Annotated in this window: 17 protein-coding genes and 1 pseudogene; 7 read left to right on the forward strand and 11 right to left on the reverse strand. The window is 62.5% G+C overall.

Going from position 1 to position 17,181, the window contains the following annotated elements; translation table 11 throughout:
• Positions 1-11: 11 nt before the first annotated feature.
• From pip to PFZ56_RS07940, 7 genes are all read left to right on the forward strand, one after another.
• On the forward strand, positions 12-983 hold the full coding sequence (gene pip, locus PFZ56_RS07910; protein WP_102862772.1) for a prolyl aminopeptidase: 972 nt from the start codon (positions 12-14) through the stop codon (positions 981-983).
• Positions 980-1,417, forward strand: coding sequence for a D-aminoacyl-tRNA deacylase (gene dtd / locus PFZ56_RS07915; RefSeq protein WP_102862773.1), 438 nt, complete (start codon positions 980-982; stop codon positions 1,415-1,417). The genes pip and dtd overlap by 4 nt, the downstream gene beginning before the upstream one ends.
• A 276-nt stretch (positions 1,418-1,693) precedes the next feature.
• Positions 1,694-3,517 carry a glucan biosynthesis protein G gene (locus PFZ56_RS07920; protein WP_115582461.1) on the forward strand — a complete coding sequence of 608 codons (1,824 nt, stop codon included), beginning with the start codon at positions 1,694-1,696 and terminating at the stop codon, positions 3,515-3,517.
• Positions 3,510-6,080, forward strand: a complete 2,571-nt coding sequence (gene mdoH / locus PFZ56_RS07925; protein ID WP_110651039.1) for a glucans biosynthesis glucosyltransferase MdoH — start codon at positions 3,510-3,512, stop codon at positions 6,078-6,080. The genes PFZ56_RS07920 and mdoH overlap by 8 nt, the downstream gene beginning before the upstream one ends.
• A gap of 225 nt (positions 6,081-6,305) precedes the next feature.
• A complete protein-coding gene (locus PFZ56_RS07930; protein ID WP_102862775.1) occupies positions 6,306-7,103 on the forward strand; it encodes a transporter substrate-binding domain-containing protein in 798 nt (265 codons plus the stop codon).
• Positions 7,104-7,249: 146 nt separating this feature from the next.
• Positions 7,250-8,209, forward strand: a complete 960-nt coding sequence (locus tag PFZ56_RS07935) for an amino acid ABC transporter permease (RefSeq protein ID WP_102862776.1) — start codon at positions 7,250-7,252, stop codon at positions 8,207-8,209.
• The gene (locus PFZ56_RS07940) at positions 8,202-8,936 is read left to right on the forward strand and encodes an amino acid ABC transporter ATP-binding protein (RefSeq protein ID WP_102862777.1); all 735 of its coding nucleotides are present in this window, start codon (positions 8,202-8,204) and stop codon (positions 8,934-8,936) included. The genes PFZ56_RS07935 and PFZ56_RS07940 overlap by 8 nt, the downstream gene beginning before the upstream one ends.
• A 62-nt stretch (positions 8,937-8,998) precedes the next feature.
• Here PFZ56_RS07940 and PFZ56_RS07945 read toward each other — a convergent pair whose 3' ends face one another.
• From PFZ56_RS07945 to ubiE, 11 genes and pseudogenes are all read right to left on the reverse strand, one after another.
• The gene (locus tag PFZ56_RS07945; protein ID WP_371826193.1) at positions 8,999-9,871 is read right to left on the reverse strand and encodes a methyl-accepting chemotaxis protein; all 873 of its coding nucleotides are present in this window, start codon (positions 9,869-9,871) and stop codon (positions 8,999-9,001) included.
• A gap of 33 nt (positions 9,872-9,904) precedes the next feature.
• Positions 9,905-10,915: pseudogene (locus tag PFZ56_RS07950) on the reverse strand (methyl-accepting chemotaxis protein); the annotation flags it as partial.
• A gap of 123 nt (positions 10,916-11,038) precedes the next feature.
• Complete coding sequence (locus PFZ56_RS07955) at positions 11,039-11,746, reverse strand: 16S rRNA (uracil(1498)-N(3))-methyltransferase (RefSeq protein ID WP_102882097.1); 708 nt, start codon at positions 11,744-11,746, stop codon at positions 11,039-11,041.
• Complete coding sequence (gene tatC, locus PFZ56_RS07960) at positions 11,743-12,537, reverse strand: twin-arginine translocase subunit TatC (RefSeq protein WP_102882096.1); 795 nt, start codon at positions 12,535-12,537, stop codon at positions 11,743-11,745. The genes PFZ56_RS07955 and tatC overlap by 4 nt, the downstream gene beginning before the upstream one ends.
• Entirely contained in the window at positions 12,534-12,974 is a 441-nt protein-coding gene (gene tatB, locus PFZ56_RS07965; protein WP_102882095.1) for a Sec-independent protein translocase protein TatB, read from the reverse strand. The genes tatC and tatB overlap by 4 nt, the downstream gene beginning before the upstream one ends.
• Before the next feature lie 10 nt (positions 12,975-12,984).
• Positions 12,985-13,266: a twin-arginine translocase TatA/TatE family subunit gene (locus PFZ56_RS07970; protein ID WP_102862782.1), complete on the reverse strand. Its 282-nt coding sequence runs from the start codon at positions 13,264-13,266 to the stop codon at positions 12,985-12,987.
• A gap of 25 nt (positions 13,267-13,291) precedes the next feature.
• Positions 13,292-13,624 (reverse strand): phosphoribosyl-ATP diphosphatase, encoded by a 333-nt coding sequence (locus PFZ56_RS07975; RefSeq protein ID WP_011058798.1) that lies wholly within the window; start codon positions 13,622-13,624, stop codon positions 13,292-13,294.
• A gap of 1 nt (position 13,625) precedes the next feature.
• Positions 13,626-14,018 carry a phosphoribosyl-AMP cyclohydrolase gene (gene hisI / locus PFZ56_RS07980; RefSeq protein ID WP_011058799.1) on the reverse strand — a complete coding sequence of 131 codons (393 nt, stop codon included), beginning with the start codon at positions 14,016-14,018 and terminating at the stop codon, positions 13,626-13,628.
• Positions 14,019-14,098: 80 nt separating this feature from the next.
• Positions 14,099-15,703: a ubiquinone biosynthesis regulatory protein kinase UbiB gene (ubiB, locus tag PFZ56_RS07985; protein WP_102882094.1), complete on the reverse strand. Its 1,605-nt coding sequence runs from the start codon at positions 15,701-15,703 to the stop codon at positions 14,099-14,101.
• On the reverse strand, positions 15,700-16,323 hold the full coding sequence (locus tag PFZ56_RS07990; protein WP_102882093.1) for an SCP2 domain-containing protein: 624 nt from the start codon (positions 16,321-16,323) through the stop codon (positions 15,700-15,702). Before PFZ56_RS07990 ends, ubiB begins: the two co-directional genes overlap by 4 nt.
• A complete protein-coding gene (gene ubiE, locus PFZ56_RS07995; RefSeq protein WP_011058802.1) occupies positions 16,323-17,093 on the reverse strand; it encodes a bifunctional demethylmenaquinone methyltransferase/2-methoxy-6-polyprenyl-1,4-benzoquinol methylase UbiE in 771 nt (256 codons plus the stop codon). Before ubiE ends, PFZ56_RS07990 begins: the two co-directional genes overlap by 1 nt.
• Positions 17,094-17,181 lie beyond the last annotated feature (88 nt).

Consider the following 17,181-nt stretch of genomic DNA (forward strand, 5'->3'; position numbering starts at 1 on the left):
CGGAGCGCGTAATGCAGACTTTGTACCCGCAGATCAAACCCTATGCCCGGCACGATCTGGCCGTCGACAAGCCCCATGTGCTGTATGTCGACGAAAGTGGTTCACCGGAAGGTTTGCCGGTGGTGTTCATTCACGGTGGCCCGGGGGCGGGCTGTGATGGGGCGAGTCGCTGCTATTTCGACCCGAACCTGTATCGCATCGTCACTTTCGACCAGCGCGGTTGCGGGCGTTCCACCCCCCACGCGAGCCTGGAGAACAACACCACCTGGGACCTGGTGGCGGACCTGGAGCGGATTCGCCAGCACCTGGGCATCGACAAATGGGTGCTGTTCGGTGGCTCCTGGGGTTCGACCCTGGCCCTGGCCTATGCCCAGGCCCACCCGGATCGGGTGCTGGGCCTGATCGTGCGGGGCGTCTTCCTGGCCCGTCCCCAGGAAATCCAGTGGTACTACCAGTGTGGCGCCAGCCGCCTGTTTCCGGATTACTGGCAGGACTACGTGGCACCGATTCCCCTGGAGGAGCGTCATGACCTGGTCAGCGCCTTCCACAAGCGCCTGACCGGCAATGACCAGATCGCCCAGATGCATGCCGCCAAGGCCTGGTCGGGTTGGGAAGGGCGCACCGCGACCCTGCGTCCGAACCCGCTGGTGGTGGATCGCTTCTCCGAGCCACAGCGGGCGCTGTCGATTGCCCGGATCGAATGCCATTACTTCATCAACAACGCGTTCCTCGAACCGGACCAGTTGATCCGCGACATGGGCAAGATTGCCCATCTGCCCGGGGTCATCATCCACGGTCGCTACGACGTGATCTGCCCCCTGGACAACGCCTGGGAGCTGCATCAGGCCTGGCCCAACAGCGAGCTGCAGGTGATACGCGACGCCGGTCACGCCGCCTCGGAACCCGGCATTACCGACGCTCTGGTACGCGCCACTGATCAGATGGCGCGCCGCCTGCTTGACCTGCCGCCCGAAGAAGCATGAAGGGCCTGTTGCAGCGCGTGCGCGGCGCGCGGGTGGAAGTGGCCGGGGAAATAGTCGGTGCGGTGGACCAGGGCTTGCTGGTGCTGGTGGCGGTAGAGCCTGAGGACACTCGGGCCAGCGCCGACAAACTCCTGCACAAGCTGCTTAACTATCGGGTGTTCAGCGATGCTGAGGGCAAGATGAACCTGTCCCTGGCGGATGTGCAGGGCGGGCTGCTGCTGGTGTCGCAGTTCACCTTGGCGGCAGACACCAAGAGCGGGTTGCGCCCAAGCTTTTCCACGGCTGCACCACCGGCCCTTGGCGAAGAGCTTTTTGACTACCTGATAGCGAAGGCGCAACAGTTGCATGGCAAAGTGGCATCAGGGCGTTTTGGCGCGGACATGCAGGTGCATCTGGTCAACGATGGCCCGGTAACCTTCCTGTTACAGACCTGAAAACGCCTGAAACAGCTTTTTCCGCCGATTTGAGCCGGAAACTGCTGTTTTTCACGATAAATACTTTGTTACCCCTGATGCGTTGTAACGCGGGCTACTAGATAATCGCGCGCTACGGGGATCAGCGTTCGTTGGTCCATTTTGACTTTAGTAGAGACTTGTCCACGGCCGTTTGGGGAATCATTTAGCCCCATCGGAGTCGGAACAATGCTCGCCAACCTGGCATATAGATAGCTGGCCGTTGGTTCTTTGATCTGTTTTCGGCGAGGGTTGCTCGTGATTGTTAGTCCCTGTAATGCACCAAACTTGTTTGCCAAACGGTTACGAAACGCACTGGTGACGGGCTCTGCGCTGGTCTGCCTGTTCGGCGCCGGTCAACTCATGGCATTCAACCTGGATGATGTGTCGGCCAAGGCCAAAGACTTGGCCGGGCAGAAGTATGAGGCCCCGCGCAGTAACCTGCCGAACGAGTTCCGTGAGATGAAGTTCGCGGACTACCAGAAAATCCGCTTCCTCAGCGAAAAAGCCGAATGGGCCAATCAGAAGACCCCGTTCAAGCTGTCGTTCTATCACCAGGGCATGCACTTCGACACGCCGGTGAAGATCAACGAGATCAGCGCCAACACTGTTTCCGAGATCAAGTACGACCCGAGTCGCTTCGATTTCGGCGACGTCAAGTTTGATCCCAAGGCCACCGAAAAGCTCGGCTATGCCGGTTTCCGTGTGCTGTACCCGATCAACAAGGCTGACAAGCAAGACGAAATCATGACCATGCTGGGCGCGAGCTACTTCCGCGTCATTGGCAAAGGCCACACTTATGGCCTGTCCGCTCGTGGTCTGGCGATCGACACCGCCCTGCCGTCCGGCGAAGAGTTTCCGCGTTTCAGCGAGTTCTGGATCCAGCAGCCCAAGCCAACCGACAAGCACCTGGTGATCTACGCCCTGCTGGACTCGCCACGGGCCACTGGCGCCTACCGCCTGACCCTGCGTCCGGGCGCCGACACCGTCGTCGACGTCAAGGCTCGGGTGTTCCTGCGTGACAAGGTGGGCAAGCTGGGCCTGGCCCCGCTGACCAGCATGTACCTGTTCGGCGCCAACCAGCCGTCGAAAGTCCTCAACTACCGCCGCGAGCTGCACGATTCCAGCGGCCTGTCGATCCATGCCGGCAACGGCGAGTGGATCTGGCGTCCTCTGAACAACCCGAAACACTTGGCCGTGAGCAACTTCTCGGTAGAGAACCCGCGTGGTTTCGGCCTGCTGCAGCGTGGCCGTGACTTCAGCCACTACGAAGACCTCGACGACCGCTACGACAAGCGCCCAAGCGCCTGGATCGAGCCCAAGGGCGACTGGGGCAAAGGCACCGTCGACCTGGTAGAGATCCCGACTGCGGACGAAACCAACGACAACATCGTGGCCTTCTGGAGCCCGGAAAAGCAGCCTGAACCGGGCCAGCCGCTGGACTTCGCCTACCGTATGCACTGGACCATCGACGAAGCCGCCCTGCATTCGCCTGACAGCGCCTGGGTGCAGCAGACCCTGCGCTCCACCGGTGACGTCAAGCAATCCAACCTGATTCGTCAACCCGATGGCAGCGTTGCCTACCTGGTGGACTTCCAGGGCCCATCCCTGGCGGCATTGCCGGAAAACGCCGAAGTGCGCAGCCAGGTCAGTGTTGGCGACAACGCCGAACTGGTGGAAAACAGCGTTCGCTACAACCCGGAAACCAAAGGCTGGCGCCTGACTCTGCGGATGAAGATCAAGGATGCGAGCAAGGCCACCGAGATGCGGGCCGCGCTGGTGCGCAACATCCCGGTAGCCGAGCCGGCCAAGGCCTCGACGCCAAACTCCAACTCCTCCGTTGCCAAGGCCGACAAGATCGCCGCCAAGCAACAGGAGAAGAAGGAGAAGGAAGCCGCTGCGGCAGCGGCCAAGCAGGCTGACGCCAAGCCGGCCAAAGACGCCAAAGACGCCAAGAACGCCAAGGACCACAAAGACGCCAAGCAGCCTGCTGCCGAGGCGGCCCCAGCCACACCGGAACCGGTTAAAACTGAACAAGTCCTGACCGAGACCTGGAGCTATCAGTTGCCTGCCGATGAGTAACTCTCAACTACAGCCAGAGACTCTTGCCGAGTACCTGGCGCACTTGCCGATGTCGGATGCGCAGCGCGCGGAGCTCGCGGGCTGCCAGTCCTTCAGCGAACTGCACCAACGTCTGTCGTCAACGACCTTCGACGCTCCAACCGATGCCGCCCAGGTATCGGTGGGCCAGCGTCTGTCCCTGAGCACCGCCGCGGAACTCGAAGAAGCGGAGATGCTTGCGGTCGACGCCGAAGGTCGGGTCTGCCTCAAGGCCACGCCGCCGATCCGCCGCACCAAGGTGGTACCGGAGCCGTGGCGCACCAATATCCTGGTGCGAGCTTGGCGGCGCCTGACCGGGCGCACCAACCCGCCGGCGCCGAAGAAGGATGAGCGTGTGCTGCCGGCTGCCCGCTGGCGCACCGTGGGTTCGATCCGCCGCTACATCCTGCTGGTGCTGATGCTCGGCCAGACCATCGTCGCCGGCTGGTACATGAAAGGCATCATGCCGTATCAGGGCTGGTCCTTCGTCGACCTGGAAGAGGTGATGCACCAGCCGCTGATGCAGACCGCGCAGCAAGTGCTGCCCTATGCTCTGCAGACCAGCATCCTGATCCTCTTCGGCATCCTGTTCTGCTGGGTGTCGGCGGGTTTCTGGACTGCGTTGATGGGCTTCCTGGAGCTGTTGACCGGTCACGACAAGTACCGCATTTCCGGGGCCAGCGCCGGCAACGAGCCGATTCCCAAGGACGCGCGTACCGCACTGGTGATGCCGATCTGCAACGAAGACGTGCCGCGGGTGTTTGCCGGCCTGCGCGCCACCTTCGAGTCGGTGGCGGCTACTGGCGATCTGGATCGCTTCGACTTCTTCGTCTTGAGCGACAGCAACGACAGTGATATCTGCGTCGCCGAGCAGCAGGCCTGGCTGGATGTCTGCCGGGAAGCCAAGGGCTTCGGCAAGATCTTCTATCGCCGCCGCCGTCGTCGCGTGAAGCGCAAGAGCGGCAACCTCGACGACTTCTGCCGTCGCTGGGGCGGCGACTACAAGTACATGGTGGTGCTCGACGCCGACAGCGTGATGAGCGGCGAATGCCTGACCAGCCTGGTGCGCCTGATGGAAGCCACTCCGGACGCGGGGATCATCCAGACCGCGCCACGGGCGTCGGGCATGGACACGCTGTATGCGCGCATGCAGCAGTTCGCCACCCGGGTCTACGGCCCGCTGTTCACCGCCGGCCTGCACTTCTGGCAGTTGGGCGAGTCGCACTACTGGGGCCACAACGCGATCATCCGCATGAAGCCGTTCATCGAGCACTGCGCTCTGGCGCCATTGCCCGGTAAAGGTGCCTTCGCCGGTGCGATCCTGTCCCACGACTTCGTCGAAGCCGCGCTGATGCGCCGCGCCGGCTGGGGCGTGTGGATTGCCTACGATCTGCCTGGCAGTTACGAAGAGCTGCCGCCGAACCTGCTGGACGAACTCAAGCGTGACCGTCGCTGGTGTCACGGCAACCTGATGAACTTCCGCCTGTTCCTGGTCAAGGGCATGCACCCGGTGCACCGCGCGGTGTTCCTCACCGGGGTGATGTCCTACCTGTCGGCGCCGTTGTGGTTCTTCTTCCTGGTGCTGTCCACGGCTCTGCTGGCGGTCAATACCCTGATGGAGCCGCAGTACTTCCTTGAACCGCGGCAGCTGTATCCGCTGTGGCCGCAGTGGCACCCGGACAAAGCCATCGCGCTGTTCTCCACGACTATCGTGCTGCTGTTCTTGCCCAAGCTGTTGAGCATCATCCTGATCTGGGCCAAGGGTGCGAAAGAGTTCGGCGGCAAGTTCAAGGTGACCCTGTCGATGCTTCTGGAGATGCTGTTCTCCATGCTGCTGGCGCCGGTGCGGATGATTTTCCACACCCGTTTCGTCCTGGCCGCGTTCCTCGGTTGGGCCGCGACCTGGAACTCGCCACAACGTGACGACGACTCCACGCCATGGAGCGAAGCCGTGCGCCGCCACGGTCCGCAGACCCTGCTGGGCTTCTGCTGGGCCTTGCTGGTGATCTGGCTGAACCCCAGCTTCCTCTGGTGGCTGGTGCCGATTGTCGGTTCGCTGATGCTGTCGATCCCGGTGTCGGTGATCTCCAGTCGTGTCGGTCTGGGCCTGAAGTCCCGTGACGAGAGCCTGTTCCTGATTCCCGAGGAATACGCTCCGCCCCAGGCGCTGCTGGCCACCGACCAGTACACCCACGAGAACCGCTGGCATGCGCTCAACGACGGCTTTATCCGCGCCGTGGTGGACCCGCAGCAGAACGCTCTGGCCTGTGCTCTGGCCACCTCCCGTCACACCCAGGCCGAGCCGATCGAGTGGCTGCGCCAGGAGCGGGTGCGCCATGCCCTGAAAGTCGGCCCGGCGGCCTTGAACAACAGCGAGCGCCTGGCGCTGTTGAGCGATCCGGTGGCCCTGGGACGCTTGCACCAGCAAGTCTGGAGCGAGGGCCACAGCGATTGGCTGGATGCCTGGCGCCAGTCGGTGGATGCTGATCCCCATGCGCCGCTGCTGCCGTTGCAGCCGCTGATGGCGGCGCCGCAACCGGCCTGAAGCCAACGCCCTTGAGCCTCCACTCAAGGGCGTTTTGCTTTGCGTGGCCAATAGCCCCGTATCCCCCCTTTGTAACAACAAAAATCCTTGTGCAAACGGCCGAGTGCGTTAGCATCGCTCCCGCAAATTTCTGTGCGTGATCGACAATGGCTTGATATCCGAAGATTTTCATTCCAGGCCCGCCGCGTGCAGACACCACAATAAAATGGCTTCAGGGGACTTGAGATGAAGAAGTATCTTTCGCTGCTGCTGGCAGGCGCCGCCGCCATGCTGGCGGTCACTACCGCCCAGGCTGGCGCCATCGATGACGCGGTCAAGCGCGGTACGCTGAAGGTCGGCATGGACCCGACCTACATGCCGTTCGAGATGACCAACAAGCGTGGCGAAATCATCGGCTTCGAAGTCGACCTGCTCAAGGCCATGGCCAAGTCCATGGGAGTCAAGCTGGAGTTGGTTTCCACTGGCTACGACGGCATTATCCCGGCCCTGCTCACCGACAAGTTCGACATGATCGGCAGCGGCATGACCCTGACCCAGGAACGCAACCTGCGCCTGAACTTCAGCGAGCCCTTCATCGTGGTCGGTCAGACCCTGCTGATCCGCAAAGACCTGGAAGGCACCATCAAGTCCTACAAGGACCTGAACAGCGCCGACTACCGCATCACCTCCAAGCTGGGCACCACTGGGGAAATGGTCGCCAAGAAGCTGATCGCCAAGGCCAAGTACCACGGCTACGACAACGAGCAGGAAGCGGTGCTGGACGTGGTCAACGGCAAGGCCGACGCCTTTATCTACGACGCCCCGTACAACGTGGTGGCGGTGAACAAGGTGGGCAACGGCAAGCTGACGTTCCTCGACAAGCCGTTCACCTACGAGCCTCTGGCCTTTGGCCTGAAGAAGGGTGACTACGACAGCATCAACTTTATCAACAACTTCCTGCACCAGATCCGCGAAGACGGCACCTACGATCGCATCCATGACAAGTGGTTCAAGAGCACCGAGTGGCTCAAGGACATGGAGTAACGCTGCTTGGGCGGTGCGGGTCGTTTCAGTGACCGCGCACCGTTCTCCTTCGCCGGCCAGCCTGCTCCTACGGGGGCATGTGTAGGCGCCGGCTGGCCGGCGAAAGCGTCTGATTTCGCAATACCCACTCCGGAACCTGCACAGCAATGAAACAGAAAAAAGCCCAATGGCCCTGGCACGTATTGACCGTGCTGGTGCTGATCGGCCTGGCCGGCGCCCTCTACTACGCCACCTCGCTGATGTCCTACGAATGGCGCTGGAACCGTGTCCCCCAATACTTCGTTTACCAGGCCGAAGAATCCCAGCGGGCGGCGGAGATCTCCACCGTCGCCGAGGTTGTGCGCCAGGGCGGCAAGGCTCAAGTCACCCTGCGCGGTGACTCGGGTGCCGAGCAGCATCTGAGTGTCGATGAAGGCAGCCTGCAGGTAGCTAGCGGCGATGACGTGGCCGAAGGCGACGTGATTGGCGTGACCCGGCATTGGGCGGCGGGCCCCCTGTTGTGGGGCTTGTGGACCACCTTGTGGCTGTCGGTGGTGTCTGGCGTATTGGGCCTGCTCATCGGCCTTGGCACTGGCCTGTGCCGGCTGTCCAGCAACCCGACCCTGCGCGACCTGTCGACGATTTATGTCGAGCTGGTGCGGGGTACGCCGCTGCTGGTGCAGATCTTCATTTTCTATTTCTTCATCGGCACGGTGCTCAACCTGTCCCGGGAGTTCGCCGGGATCGCTGCGCTGTCGCTGTTTACCGGGGCTTATGTGGCGGAAATCGTCCGTGCCGGGGTGCAGTCCATCACCCGCGGGCAGAACGAAGCGGCCCGCTCCCTGGGGCTCAGCGCAGGCCAGTCGATGCGTCACGTGGTACTGCCTCAGGCGTTCAAGCGAGTGCTGCCGCCCCTGGCCGGGCAGTTCATCAGCCTGGTCAAGGACACTTCGCTGGTGTCGGTGATTGCCATTACCGAGCTGCTCAAGAGCGGTCGGGAAGTCATTACCACCTCGTTCTCGCCGTTCGAGATCCTGTTCTGTGTGGCGGGCCTGTATTTGTTGATCAACCTGCCGCTGTCGAAGATGGCCAGTCGGCTTGAGCGGAGGCTCGCGCAAAGTGATTGAAGTCCGCGATCTGGTAAAAGTCTTCGACACCCGCGGCCAGGTGGTGCGTGCGGTGGATAACGTCACCACCCAGGTGGCCAAGGGCGAAGTGCTGGTGGTGATCGGTCCGTCGGGCTCCGGCAAGTCGACCTTCCTGCGTTGCCTCAATGGCCTGGAAGAGTTCGACTCGGGTTCGGTGAGCATCGACGGCCTGCAACTGGCCGATCCCAAGACCGATGTGAACGCCTATCGCCGGGAAGTCGGCATGGTGTTCCAGCATTTCAACCTGTTCCCCCACATGACCGTGCTGGAAAACCTCTGCCTGGCGCAGAAGGTGGTGCGCAAGCGGGGCAAGCAGGAGCGCGAGGCCAAGGCCCTGGCGTTGCTGGAGAAAGTCGGTATCGCACAGAAGGCCCACGAGTTTCCTTCGCGGCTTTCCGGCGGCCAGCAGCAGCGGGTGGCGATTGCCCGGGCCCTGGCGATGGAGCCCAAGGTCATGCTGTTCGATGAGCCGACCTCGGCCCTGGACCCGGAAATGGTCGGCGAGGTGCTGGATGTGATGAAGACCCTGGCCCTGGAAGGCATGACCATGGTTTGCGTCACTCACGAGATGGGTTTTGCCCGGGAAGTGGCGGATCGGGTGCTGTTTTTCGATCACGGCAAGCTGCTGGAAGATGCGGCGCCGGAGGTGTTCTTCGCTGCGCCGAAAGACCCTCGGGCCCAGGCTTTCCTGCGTCAGGTGTTGTGAGGCTTTCGCCGGCAAACCGGTTCCTACATCCCCTGTAGGAGCCGGCTTGCCGGCGAAGCGGTTCAGACCCTGAAACGCCCCACCAGGCTTTGCAGGTGAATCCCCAACCGCGCCAGCTCGGCGCTGGAGGCCGCGGTTTCTTCGCTGGCCGATGAAGTCTGTTCAGACACATCACGCACATTCAACACGCTGCGGTTGATCTCTTCCGCTACCGCGCTCTGCTGCTCGGCTGCCGCGGCGATCTGCTGGTTCATCGCCTGGATGGCCGACACGGTCCGGGTGATGTTCTCCAGCGACCCCCCGGCCCGGCGGGTCAGTTCAACGCTGCTGTCGGTGAGACTGCGGCTGGTGTCCAGGGTGCTGGCCACTTGCTGGGTGCCGCTTTGCAGGCCGACGATCAGCTCGGCAATCTCTTCGGTGGATTGCTGGGTGCGCTGGGCAAGACTGCGTACTTCGTCGGCAACCACGGCGAAACCACGTCCGGCTTCACCGGCCCGGGCCGCTTCGATGGCGGCGTTGAGGGCCAGCAGGTTGGTCTGCTGGGCCACCGACTTGATGACATCCAGTACGCTGCCGATCTTGTCACTTTCCTGCTTGAGGTGGCCCATGGCTTCGGTGGAGTGGCCTACCTCGCTGGCCAGGCGCTCGATCTGGGCAATGGCCTCGTTCACCACGCGATCACCCTCGCGGGCCTGCTGATCGGCGGCTACAGCGGCCTCTGAGGCCTCTTCGGCATTGCGCGCGACTTCCTGCACCGTGGCGGCCATTTCGTTCATGGCCGTGGCCACCTGATCGGTTTCCACCTTCTGGCTGTTGACCCCGGCGCTGGTCTGCTCGGTGACGGCCGACAACTGTTCGGCGGCGCTGGCGATCTGGGTCACGCCGTCGCTGATGCCACCGATCAGTTCCCGCAAGCCGAGGGTCATGCGTTGCATGGCTTTCTGCAGTTGGCCAAGTTCATCGTGGCGATCCACTGCCAGGTTCTGACTGAGATCGCCGGCCGCCACACGTTCGGCGGCCTTGAGGGTCTGTTGCAGCGGCTGGATGATCTGTCGAGTGATGACCCACGAGGCAATCAGGCCAAACACCAACGCCAGTACCGTGGCAATCAGCAGGGTGCTCTTGGCCTGGCTGGCATCGCTGTCACGCTTGGCGGTCTGTACGCTGGTCAGTTGGTTGCTCAGTGTCATCAGCCGGTCGCCCTGGGCAGCCATGCGCAGGAGGGCCGCGGCACTGGCCTCTTCGGCGTCGCTGAAGTTGCTGACGGCCGCTCGGTAGGCTTTAAGCGAGTCACTGGCCTGCTGCAGGTTGGCAATGTGCTGCTCCGGCAGGCGGGTCGGCAGGCTGGTGAGGTTGTTCAGCGCGTTATCGATGGCATCCAGAGCCGGCTGTTTGGCTGCCGGCTTGGCGCTATAGGTGTAGCCACGCACCTGGAAGCGTGCCTGCTGGATCAGTTTGGAGAGGTCGATGACGCTGTTGAACTGAGCCACGCTGTCGCCTTGCAGCAGCGACTTCTCGACCTCGGTCACACGGGCCACGGCATTGTCGGCACTGGCGCCGAGCTGGGCCCGGGCGGCCTCGCGGCTGGTAGTGGCGCGGGTCATGTCGGCAAAGGCTTTCTGGTACTCGGCCACGGCGCTCAGTTGCTGGTCCAGCATGGCAATGCTTTCGGGTTGCTGCAGTTGCTCACGGGCGGCCCGCAGACCTTCGTCGAGTTGTTTGAGTATGTCGTTGACGGCGGCCGGGCCTTGGTCGCCATGGTGCATCTCGTAGTTGAGACGGGCGATGCGCAGGTCTTTGGTCATGCCATAGAGCGTGGAGATGTTGCCGAGTTTGTCGCCACGGTCGATCACTCGGCCCAGGCCAGTCCAGCCAGTGGCGGTGATCAACAGGGTCAGAAGCAGTACCAGGCCGAAGCCGATACCGAGTTTGCGGCTGACGCTTACATTTCCCAGGTTCCTGGCTAGCCAACGGTACATGCTGCGAACTCCCTTTTAGCAAGATGGGCTTAACCATAGGCTATCGGCGGGAGCGGTGGATTCTGTAGGTAGATGGCTAATTGATATTGCGGGTGAAAGCTCCGGCTGGCACGGAGCCTTTGCTCAAAACAGGCGTGAGAGGAGGGCTGTGACGGCGGTTTCGACCCGCAGGATGCGTTCACCCAGTTGCACCGGTTGCAGGCCGGCCTTGGCCAACAGATCGATCTCGTAGGGGATCCAGCCACCTTCGGGGCCGATGGCCAGGGTGACCGGTTCATCCAGGCCGCGGGGGCAGGGCGGGTACTGGCCGGGGTGTCCCACCAGGCCCAGGGTGCCTGCGCTGAGGGCCGGCAGGCGATCCTCAACGAAAGGCTTGAAGCGTTTTTCGATGACCACTTCAGGTAGCACGCTGTCGCGAGCCTGCTCCAGGCCGAGAATCAGCTGTTCACGAATGGCACCGGGTTCCAGGAATGGGGTTTGCCAGAAGCTCTTTTCCACCCGGTAGCTGTTGACCAGCACCAGCCGTGGCACGCCCATGGCGGCGACGGTCTGCAGCACTCGACGAAGCATCTTCGGGCGTGGCAGGGCCAGCACCATGGTCAGCGGCAGCTTGGCCGGGGGGGGCTGGTCCAGGGTGATTTGCAGCTCGGCTTCGGTGGCTTCCAGGCGCAGCACCTGGGCTGAACCCATCAGCCCGCCGATACGCCCGACCCGCAGGCTGTCGCCTACCGCTACCCGATGCACTTCCTGCATATGGGTCAGGCGCCGGTCGCGCAGCACCACCAGGTCGGCCGCGATGAAGTCGGCCTCTTCCAGAAGCAGCAGGTTCACGCTTGGGTCGCTGGCGGCTGGTCGTTGTGATCGTCAGCCGGGGCATCGTCCGGGTGGTCGCCGCGCTTGCTGATCAGCCCGCCAAACAGCACGCCGATTTCGAACAGCAGCCACATGGGCACGGCCAGCAGGGTCTGGGAGAAGATATCCGGCGGGGTGAGAATCATGCCCACCACAAAGCAGCCAATGATCACGTAAGGCCGGATCTTCCTCAGGTAGGCCACGTTGACCACGCCGATCCACACCAGCAGCACCACCGCTACCGGGATTTCGAAAGCCACGCCGAAGGCGAAGAACAGGGTCATGACGAAATCGAGGTAGCTGGTGATGTCTGTCATCATCTCCACGCCGGCCGGAGTGGCGGCAGCGAAGAACTTGAAGATCAGCGGAAACACCAGGAAGTAGGCGAAGGCCATGCCGATGTAGAACAGCAGGATGCTCGACACCAACAGCGGTACGGCGATGCGCTTCTCATGCTTGTAGAGTCCGGGGGCGATAAAGCCCCAGATCTGATGCAGGATCACCGGGATCGCCAGGAACAGCGAGACCATCATGGTCAGTTTCAGCGGGGTGAGAAATGGCGAGGCGACATCGGTGGCGATCATCGTCGCACCCACCGGCAGGTACTGGCGCAGTGGCGTGGAGACGATGGTGTAGATCTGCTGGGTGAAGGCGAACAACCCGGCGAAGATGATGAAGATTGCCGCTACGCAGCGCAGCAGGCGGGTACGCAGCTCGGTGAGGTGCGACACCAGCGGCATGTGTTGGTCGTTCTCTGGGATATCGCTCATGGGGCTCGCGGCGGCAAAGTGGGGTCGTGGGGGGCCGTGGTGGCGGGTGTCGCCACCGGGGCCGCAGGCTCGGCAATCGGAGTCGTTGGCAGCGGCGCTTCGGTCACAGGGGCCGTTCCAGCTACCGGCGCAGAGCTCGGCGAGTGAATCGTCTGCTCGGCTATCGGCTCGACCGGAGTCGGTTGCTGCTGGGTCGGGGCGAGGATCTTCCGCGCTTCCTGCTCCAGGGACAGAATGTGCTCGTTGTGCAGTTGCCGGCGGATTTCGTCGGCCCCGATTTCACGTTCAACTTCCTGTTTTATCGCGTTGAAGCTGCGCTTCAGGCGCCCGACCCACAGGCCGGCGGTACGCGCCGCGCCAGGCAGGCGCTCGGGGCCGAGCACCAGCAGGGCCACCAGGCCCACCAGCAGCAGTTCAGAGAAGCTGATACCAAACATTAGTCAGTGCTCACGAGTCTTTGCGGGTCGGCTCTTCGACTTTTTGTGCCTGCACATCGATGGTGTGCGGCTGGTTCAGCGGAGCGCTTTGTTGTGGCTGAACCGGTGGCACGGGCTGTGCCGCTGGCGGTACTACGGGCTCGGCGGGCTTTTCGTCGTCGTTCATGGCCTTGCGAAAGCCCTTGATCGATTCGCCGACGTCGGTGCCCAGGTTCTTGAGCTTCTTGGTGCCAAATACCAGTACCACGACCACCAGGATGACGACCCAGTGTTTCCAGTCAAAAATGCCCATGCTGCGTTTCCTCTTAGAAAGTTGTTCAGGCGGACGGACGCGAGGCTTTCTCGGCGTGTCCAGACAGACCGAAGCGGCGATCCAGTTCATCGAGCACGGCCTGGGGGTGCTGACCCAACTGTGCCAGCATGACCAGGGTATGGAACCACAGGTCTGCGGTTTCATAGATCACATCGCTGCAGTCACCGCTGATGGCGGCGTCCTTGGCGGCGATGATGGTTTCCACCGATTCTTCACCGACTTTTTCCAGAATCTTGTTCAGCCCCTTGTGATACAGGCTGGCCACATAGGAGCTGTCGGCTGCGGCGTCTTTACGCTCTTCCAGCACTTGGGCCAGACGGGTGAGGGTATCGCTCATGTCAGTGTCCTGCAGAATAAATCGCGTGCGGGTCCTTGAGGACCGGTTCGACGGTTTTCCACTCGCCGTCTTCGTAGACGCGGTAGAAACAGCTGTGGCGGCCGGTGTGACAGGCAATGTCGCCGATCTGCTCGACCATCAGGATGATCACGTCAGCGTCGCAGTCCAGGCGCATTTCATGCAGCTTCTGCACGTGCCCGGACTCTTCGCCCTTGCGCCATAGCTTGCCACGGGAACGTGACCAATAGATGGCGCGGTTCTCGGCAGCGGTCAGGCTCAGGGCCTCGCGGTTCATCCAGGCCATCATCAGCACGCGCCCGGTCTTGTGATCCTGGGCGATGGCCGGCACCAGGCCGTCCGCATCCCACTTGATCTGGTCCAGCCAATCTTTCATTTTCGACTCCGACAACCGGGCTCAACCCGCTGGTGACGCCTCGGCGATTTCGACAGTTTGCCAGCAGGTCGCGCCACTGGCTATCGGCGAACGATCAGATACAAACCCACCGCAATCATGATGCCGGCAGGCCAGTGGCCCAGCTCCTGCAGCGGACCGCCGGCGGCCAGAACGGCGCCGCCACCCAGATGGGCGGTACCCAGCAGGCGCAGGAACCAGTCGTCCTTGCGCTTGTGCCAGGGCGCCGGAGGGTTGGCGGCGTGGGGCTGCGACATGCGTTCCAGCAGGTCGCGGGTCATGTTGGCCAGGTGGGGGAGCTGTTCGATCTGGTTGTGGATATTGCCGAACACGGCTTTCGGGCTGACCCGTTCGCGCATCCAGCGTTCGAGGAAAGGTTGCGCGGTGTTCCACAGGTCCAGGTCCGGGTACAGCTGGCGGCCCAGGCCCTCGATGTTGAGCAGGGTTTTCTGCAGCAGCACGAGCTGCGGCTGCACTTCCATGTTGAAGCGCCGGGCGGTCTGGAACAGGCGCATCAGTACCTGGCCAAAGGAAATGTCCTTCAACGGCTTTTCGAAGATCGGCTCGCACACGGTGCGAATCGCCGCCTCGAATTCGTTGAGCTTGGTTTCTGCCGGGACCCAGCCGGAATCAATGTGCAACTGGGCCACGCGGCGGTAGTCGCGCTTGAAGAAGGCGAACAGGTTGCGCGCCAGGTAGTCCTGGTCTTCCGGGGTCAGGCTGCCGACGATGCCGCAGTCGATGGCGATGTACTGCGGGCTCCAGGGCTGCACGGTGCTGACGAAGATGTTGCCCGGGTGCATGTCGGCGTGGAAGAAACTGTCGCGGAACACCTGGGTGAAGAAGATCTCCACACCACGCTCGGCGAGCATTTTCATGTCGGTGCGCTGGTCGGCCAGGGTTGCCAGATCGGTCACCTGAATGCCGTAGATGCGCTCCATCACCAGCACTTTCGGCCGGCACCAGTCCCAGTAGACCTGGGGCACATACAGCAGCGGCGAGCCTTCGAAGTTGCGCTTGAGCTGGCTGGCGTTGGCCGCCTCGCGCAGCAGGTCGAGCTCATCGTAGATGGTTTTCTCGTAGTCGCTGACCACGTCCACCGGGTGCAGCAGGCGCGCGTCGGCCGAAAGCTTTTCCGCGGCGCGGGCGAGGATGAATAGCCACGCCAGGTCCTGGGCGATGATTGGCTTGAGCCCGGGGCGGATCACCTTGACCACCACTTCTTCACCGGTCTTGAGCTTGGCGGCGTGGACCTGGGCCACCGAGGCCGAGGCCAGCGGCTCGATATCGAAGCGGCTGAACACGTCGCTGATCTTCTTGCCCAGTTGCTCTTCGATCAGGGCCACGGATTTCTGCGAATCGAACGGTGGCACCCGGTCCTGCAGCAGCATCAGTTCGTCGGCGATGTCTTCCGGCAGCAGGTCGCGGCGGGTGGAGAGGATCTGCCCGAACTTGATGAAGATCGGCCCCAGGTCCTGCAGCGCCAGGCGCAGCCGGGCACCGCGGCTCAGTTCCAGCGGCTTGCGCGGGAACCAGCGCCAGGGCAGGGCGAAGCGCAGGGCCAGGAGAAACCAGGGCAGGGGCAGGGCAAACAGCAGGTCATCGAGGCGGTAACGGATCACGACGCGCTGGATGCGCAACAGACGGCGGACGGCAAGCAGCTTCATGCGTTATCGCTTGGGTCAAGGGAGCGGGAAAGGCGCTCGAAGCGCGCCTCAAGACGTTCCAGGTCGAGTTTGGCCTGATCCAGCTCACGAAAGCGCGCTTCGGCTTCGCGCTGACCCACCAGGGTGCGCGATTCTTCGGCGAGGAATTCGGCGAGGTTCTGATTCAGGCTGGCAAATCCTTGCTGATACCAGCGGGCGCGGCTGCGCACATGGCCACTGAACAGTTGGGTGGCCACGGGGCCCAGCCACCGGGACAGTTCGTATTCCCAGTCCAGCTCCAGGTCCTGGAGGATGGCCGCCAGGTCCAGCAGCACGCCGCTGTCGCCTTCCAGCTCTACTTCGGGGCTGTGCAGGATCGCGGTCTTGTCCTTGCTCAGTGCCAGGCGCATCAGGCTTGAAGCCGGTGCGCGGAGGGTGCAGTCAGGGTCCGCAGCCCACTGGGAGGCCAGCATCAGGCCTTCGTCGCTGGGCAGGATGAACAGCTGCAATGCCGGGTTGCGGCAATCCACTGCGATCACCTTGCCATTGAGGTGCTGCAGGCGCGGCAGGGCCGTACTGTCCAGACGCAACACCCGATTGATGCCGGTCTCGACGCTGGCGAGCAGGCCGCTGAGCAACATCAGGGCTTGATGCCGCGGTGCAGGGCGACGATGCCTGCGGTCATGTTGTGATAGGTCACGCGGTCGAAACCGGCCTCGACCATCATCGACTTCAGGGTTTCCTGGTTGGGGTGCATGCGGATCGATTCGGCCAGGTAGCGATAGCTCTCCGAATCGTTGGTGATCAGCTTGCCGGCCAGGGGCATGAAGGCGAACGAATAGGCGTCGTAGACCTTGGACATCAGCGCGTTGGTCGGCTTGGAGAACTCCAGCACCAACAGCCGGCCGCCGGGCTTGAGCACTCGCAGCATGGAGCGCAGGGCGTCTTCTTTATGGGTGACGTTGCGCAGGCCGAAGGCGATGGTCACGCAGTCGAAATGGTTGTCCGGGAAGGGCAGTTTTTCCGCATCGGCCTGGACGAATTCGACGTTGCCGGCCACACCCAGGTCCAGCAGGCGGTCGCGACCGACCTTGAGCATGGACTCGTTGATGTCGGCCAGTACCACTTGGCCAGTAGGGCCTACCAGGTGGGAGAAGCGCTTGGTCAGGTCGCCAGTGCCGCCGGCGATGTCCAATACGCGATTGCCGGCGCGTACGCCCGACAGCTCGATGGTGAAGCGTTTCCACAAGCGGTGCATGCCGCCGGACAGTACGTCATTCATCAGGTCGTACTTGGCCGCTACCGAGTGGAACACTTCTGCGACTTTTTCCGCCTTCTGGCTTTCAGGAACGTTCTTGAAGCCGAAGTGCGTGGTGGGTTCGGCATCGCTGCCTTTGCGCTGATCAGTCATATCGCTGTCACCAAAAGAGAATGCGCGACATTCTAATGCCGGTGGCGGTCTTTGTCTTGGCAAGGCTGAATGTAAGATAGCGATCCGC

The sequence above is a fragment of the Pseudomonas danubii genome, assembly GCF_042980055.1.
GTDB lineage: Bacteria > Pseudomonadota > Gammaproteobacteria > Pseudomonadales > Pseudomonadaceae > Aquipseudomonas > Aquipseudomonas danubii.

Coding starts and splice junctions, on each gene's coding strand:
- pip (WP_102862772.1), top strand. CDS start 12: ATGCAGACTTTGTACCCGCAGATCAAACCCTATGCCCGGCACGATCTG.
- dtd (WP_102862773.1), top strand. CDS start 980: ATGAAGGGCCTGTTGCAGCGCGTGCGCGGCGCGCGGGTGGAAGTGGCC.
- mdoH (WP_110651039.1), top strand. CDS start 3,510: ATGAGTAACTCTCAACTACAGCCAGAGACTCTTGCCGAGTACCTGGCG.
- PFZ56_RS07930 (WP_102862775.1), top strand. CDS start 6,306: ATGAAGAAGTATCTTTCGCTGCTGCTGGCAGGCGCCGCCGCCATGCTG.
- PFZ56_RS07935 (WP_102862776.1), top strand. CDS start 7,250: ATGAAACAGAAAAAAGCCCAATGGCCCTGGCACGTATTGACCGTGCTG.
- PFZ56_RS07945 (WP_371826193.1), bottom strand. CDS start 9,871: ATGCAACGCATGACCCTCGGCTTGCGGGAACTGATCGGTGGCATCAGC.
- tatC (WP_102882096.1), bottom strand. CDS start 12,537: ATGAGCGATATCCCAGAGAACGACCAACACATGCCGCTGGTGTCGCAC.
- tatB (WP_102882095.1), bottom strand. CDS start 12,974: ATGTTTGGTATCAGCTTCTCTGAACTGCTGCTGGTGGGCCTGGTGGCC.
- PFZ56_RS07970 (WP_102862782.1), bottom strand. CDS start 13,266: ATGGGCATTTTTGACTGGAAACACTGGGTCGTCATCCTGGTGGTCGTG.
- PFZ56_RS07975 (WP_011058798.1), bottom strand. CDS start 13,624: ATGAGCGATACCCTCACCCGTCTGGCCCAAGTGCTGGAAGAGCGTAAA.
- hisI (WP_011058799.1), bottom strand. CDS start 14,018: ATGAAAGATTGGCTGGACCAGATCAAGTGGGATGCGGACGGCCTGGTG.
- ubiB (WP_102882094.1), bottom strand. CDS start 15,703: ATGAAGCTGCTTGCCGTCCGCCGTCTGTTGCGCATCCAGCGCGTCGTG.
- PFZ56_RS07990 (WP_102882093.1), bottom strand. CDS start 16,323: ATGTTGCTCAGCGGCCTGCTCGCCAGCGTCGAGACCGGCATCAATCGG.
- ubiE (WP_011058802.1), bottom strand. CDS start 17,093: ATGACTGATCAGCGCAAAGGCAGCGATGCCGAACCCACCACGCACTTC.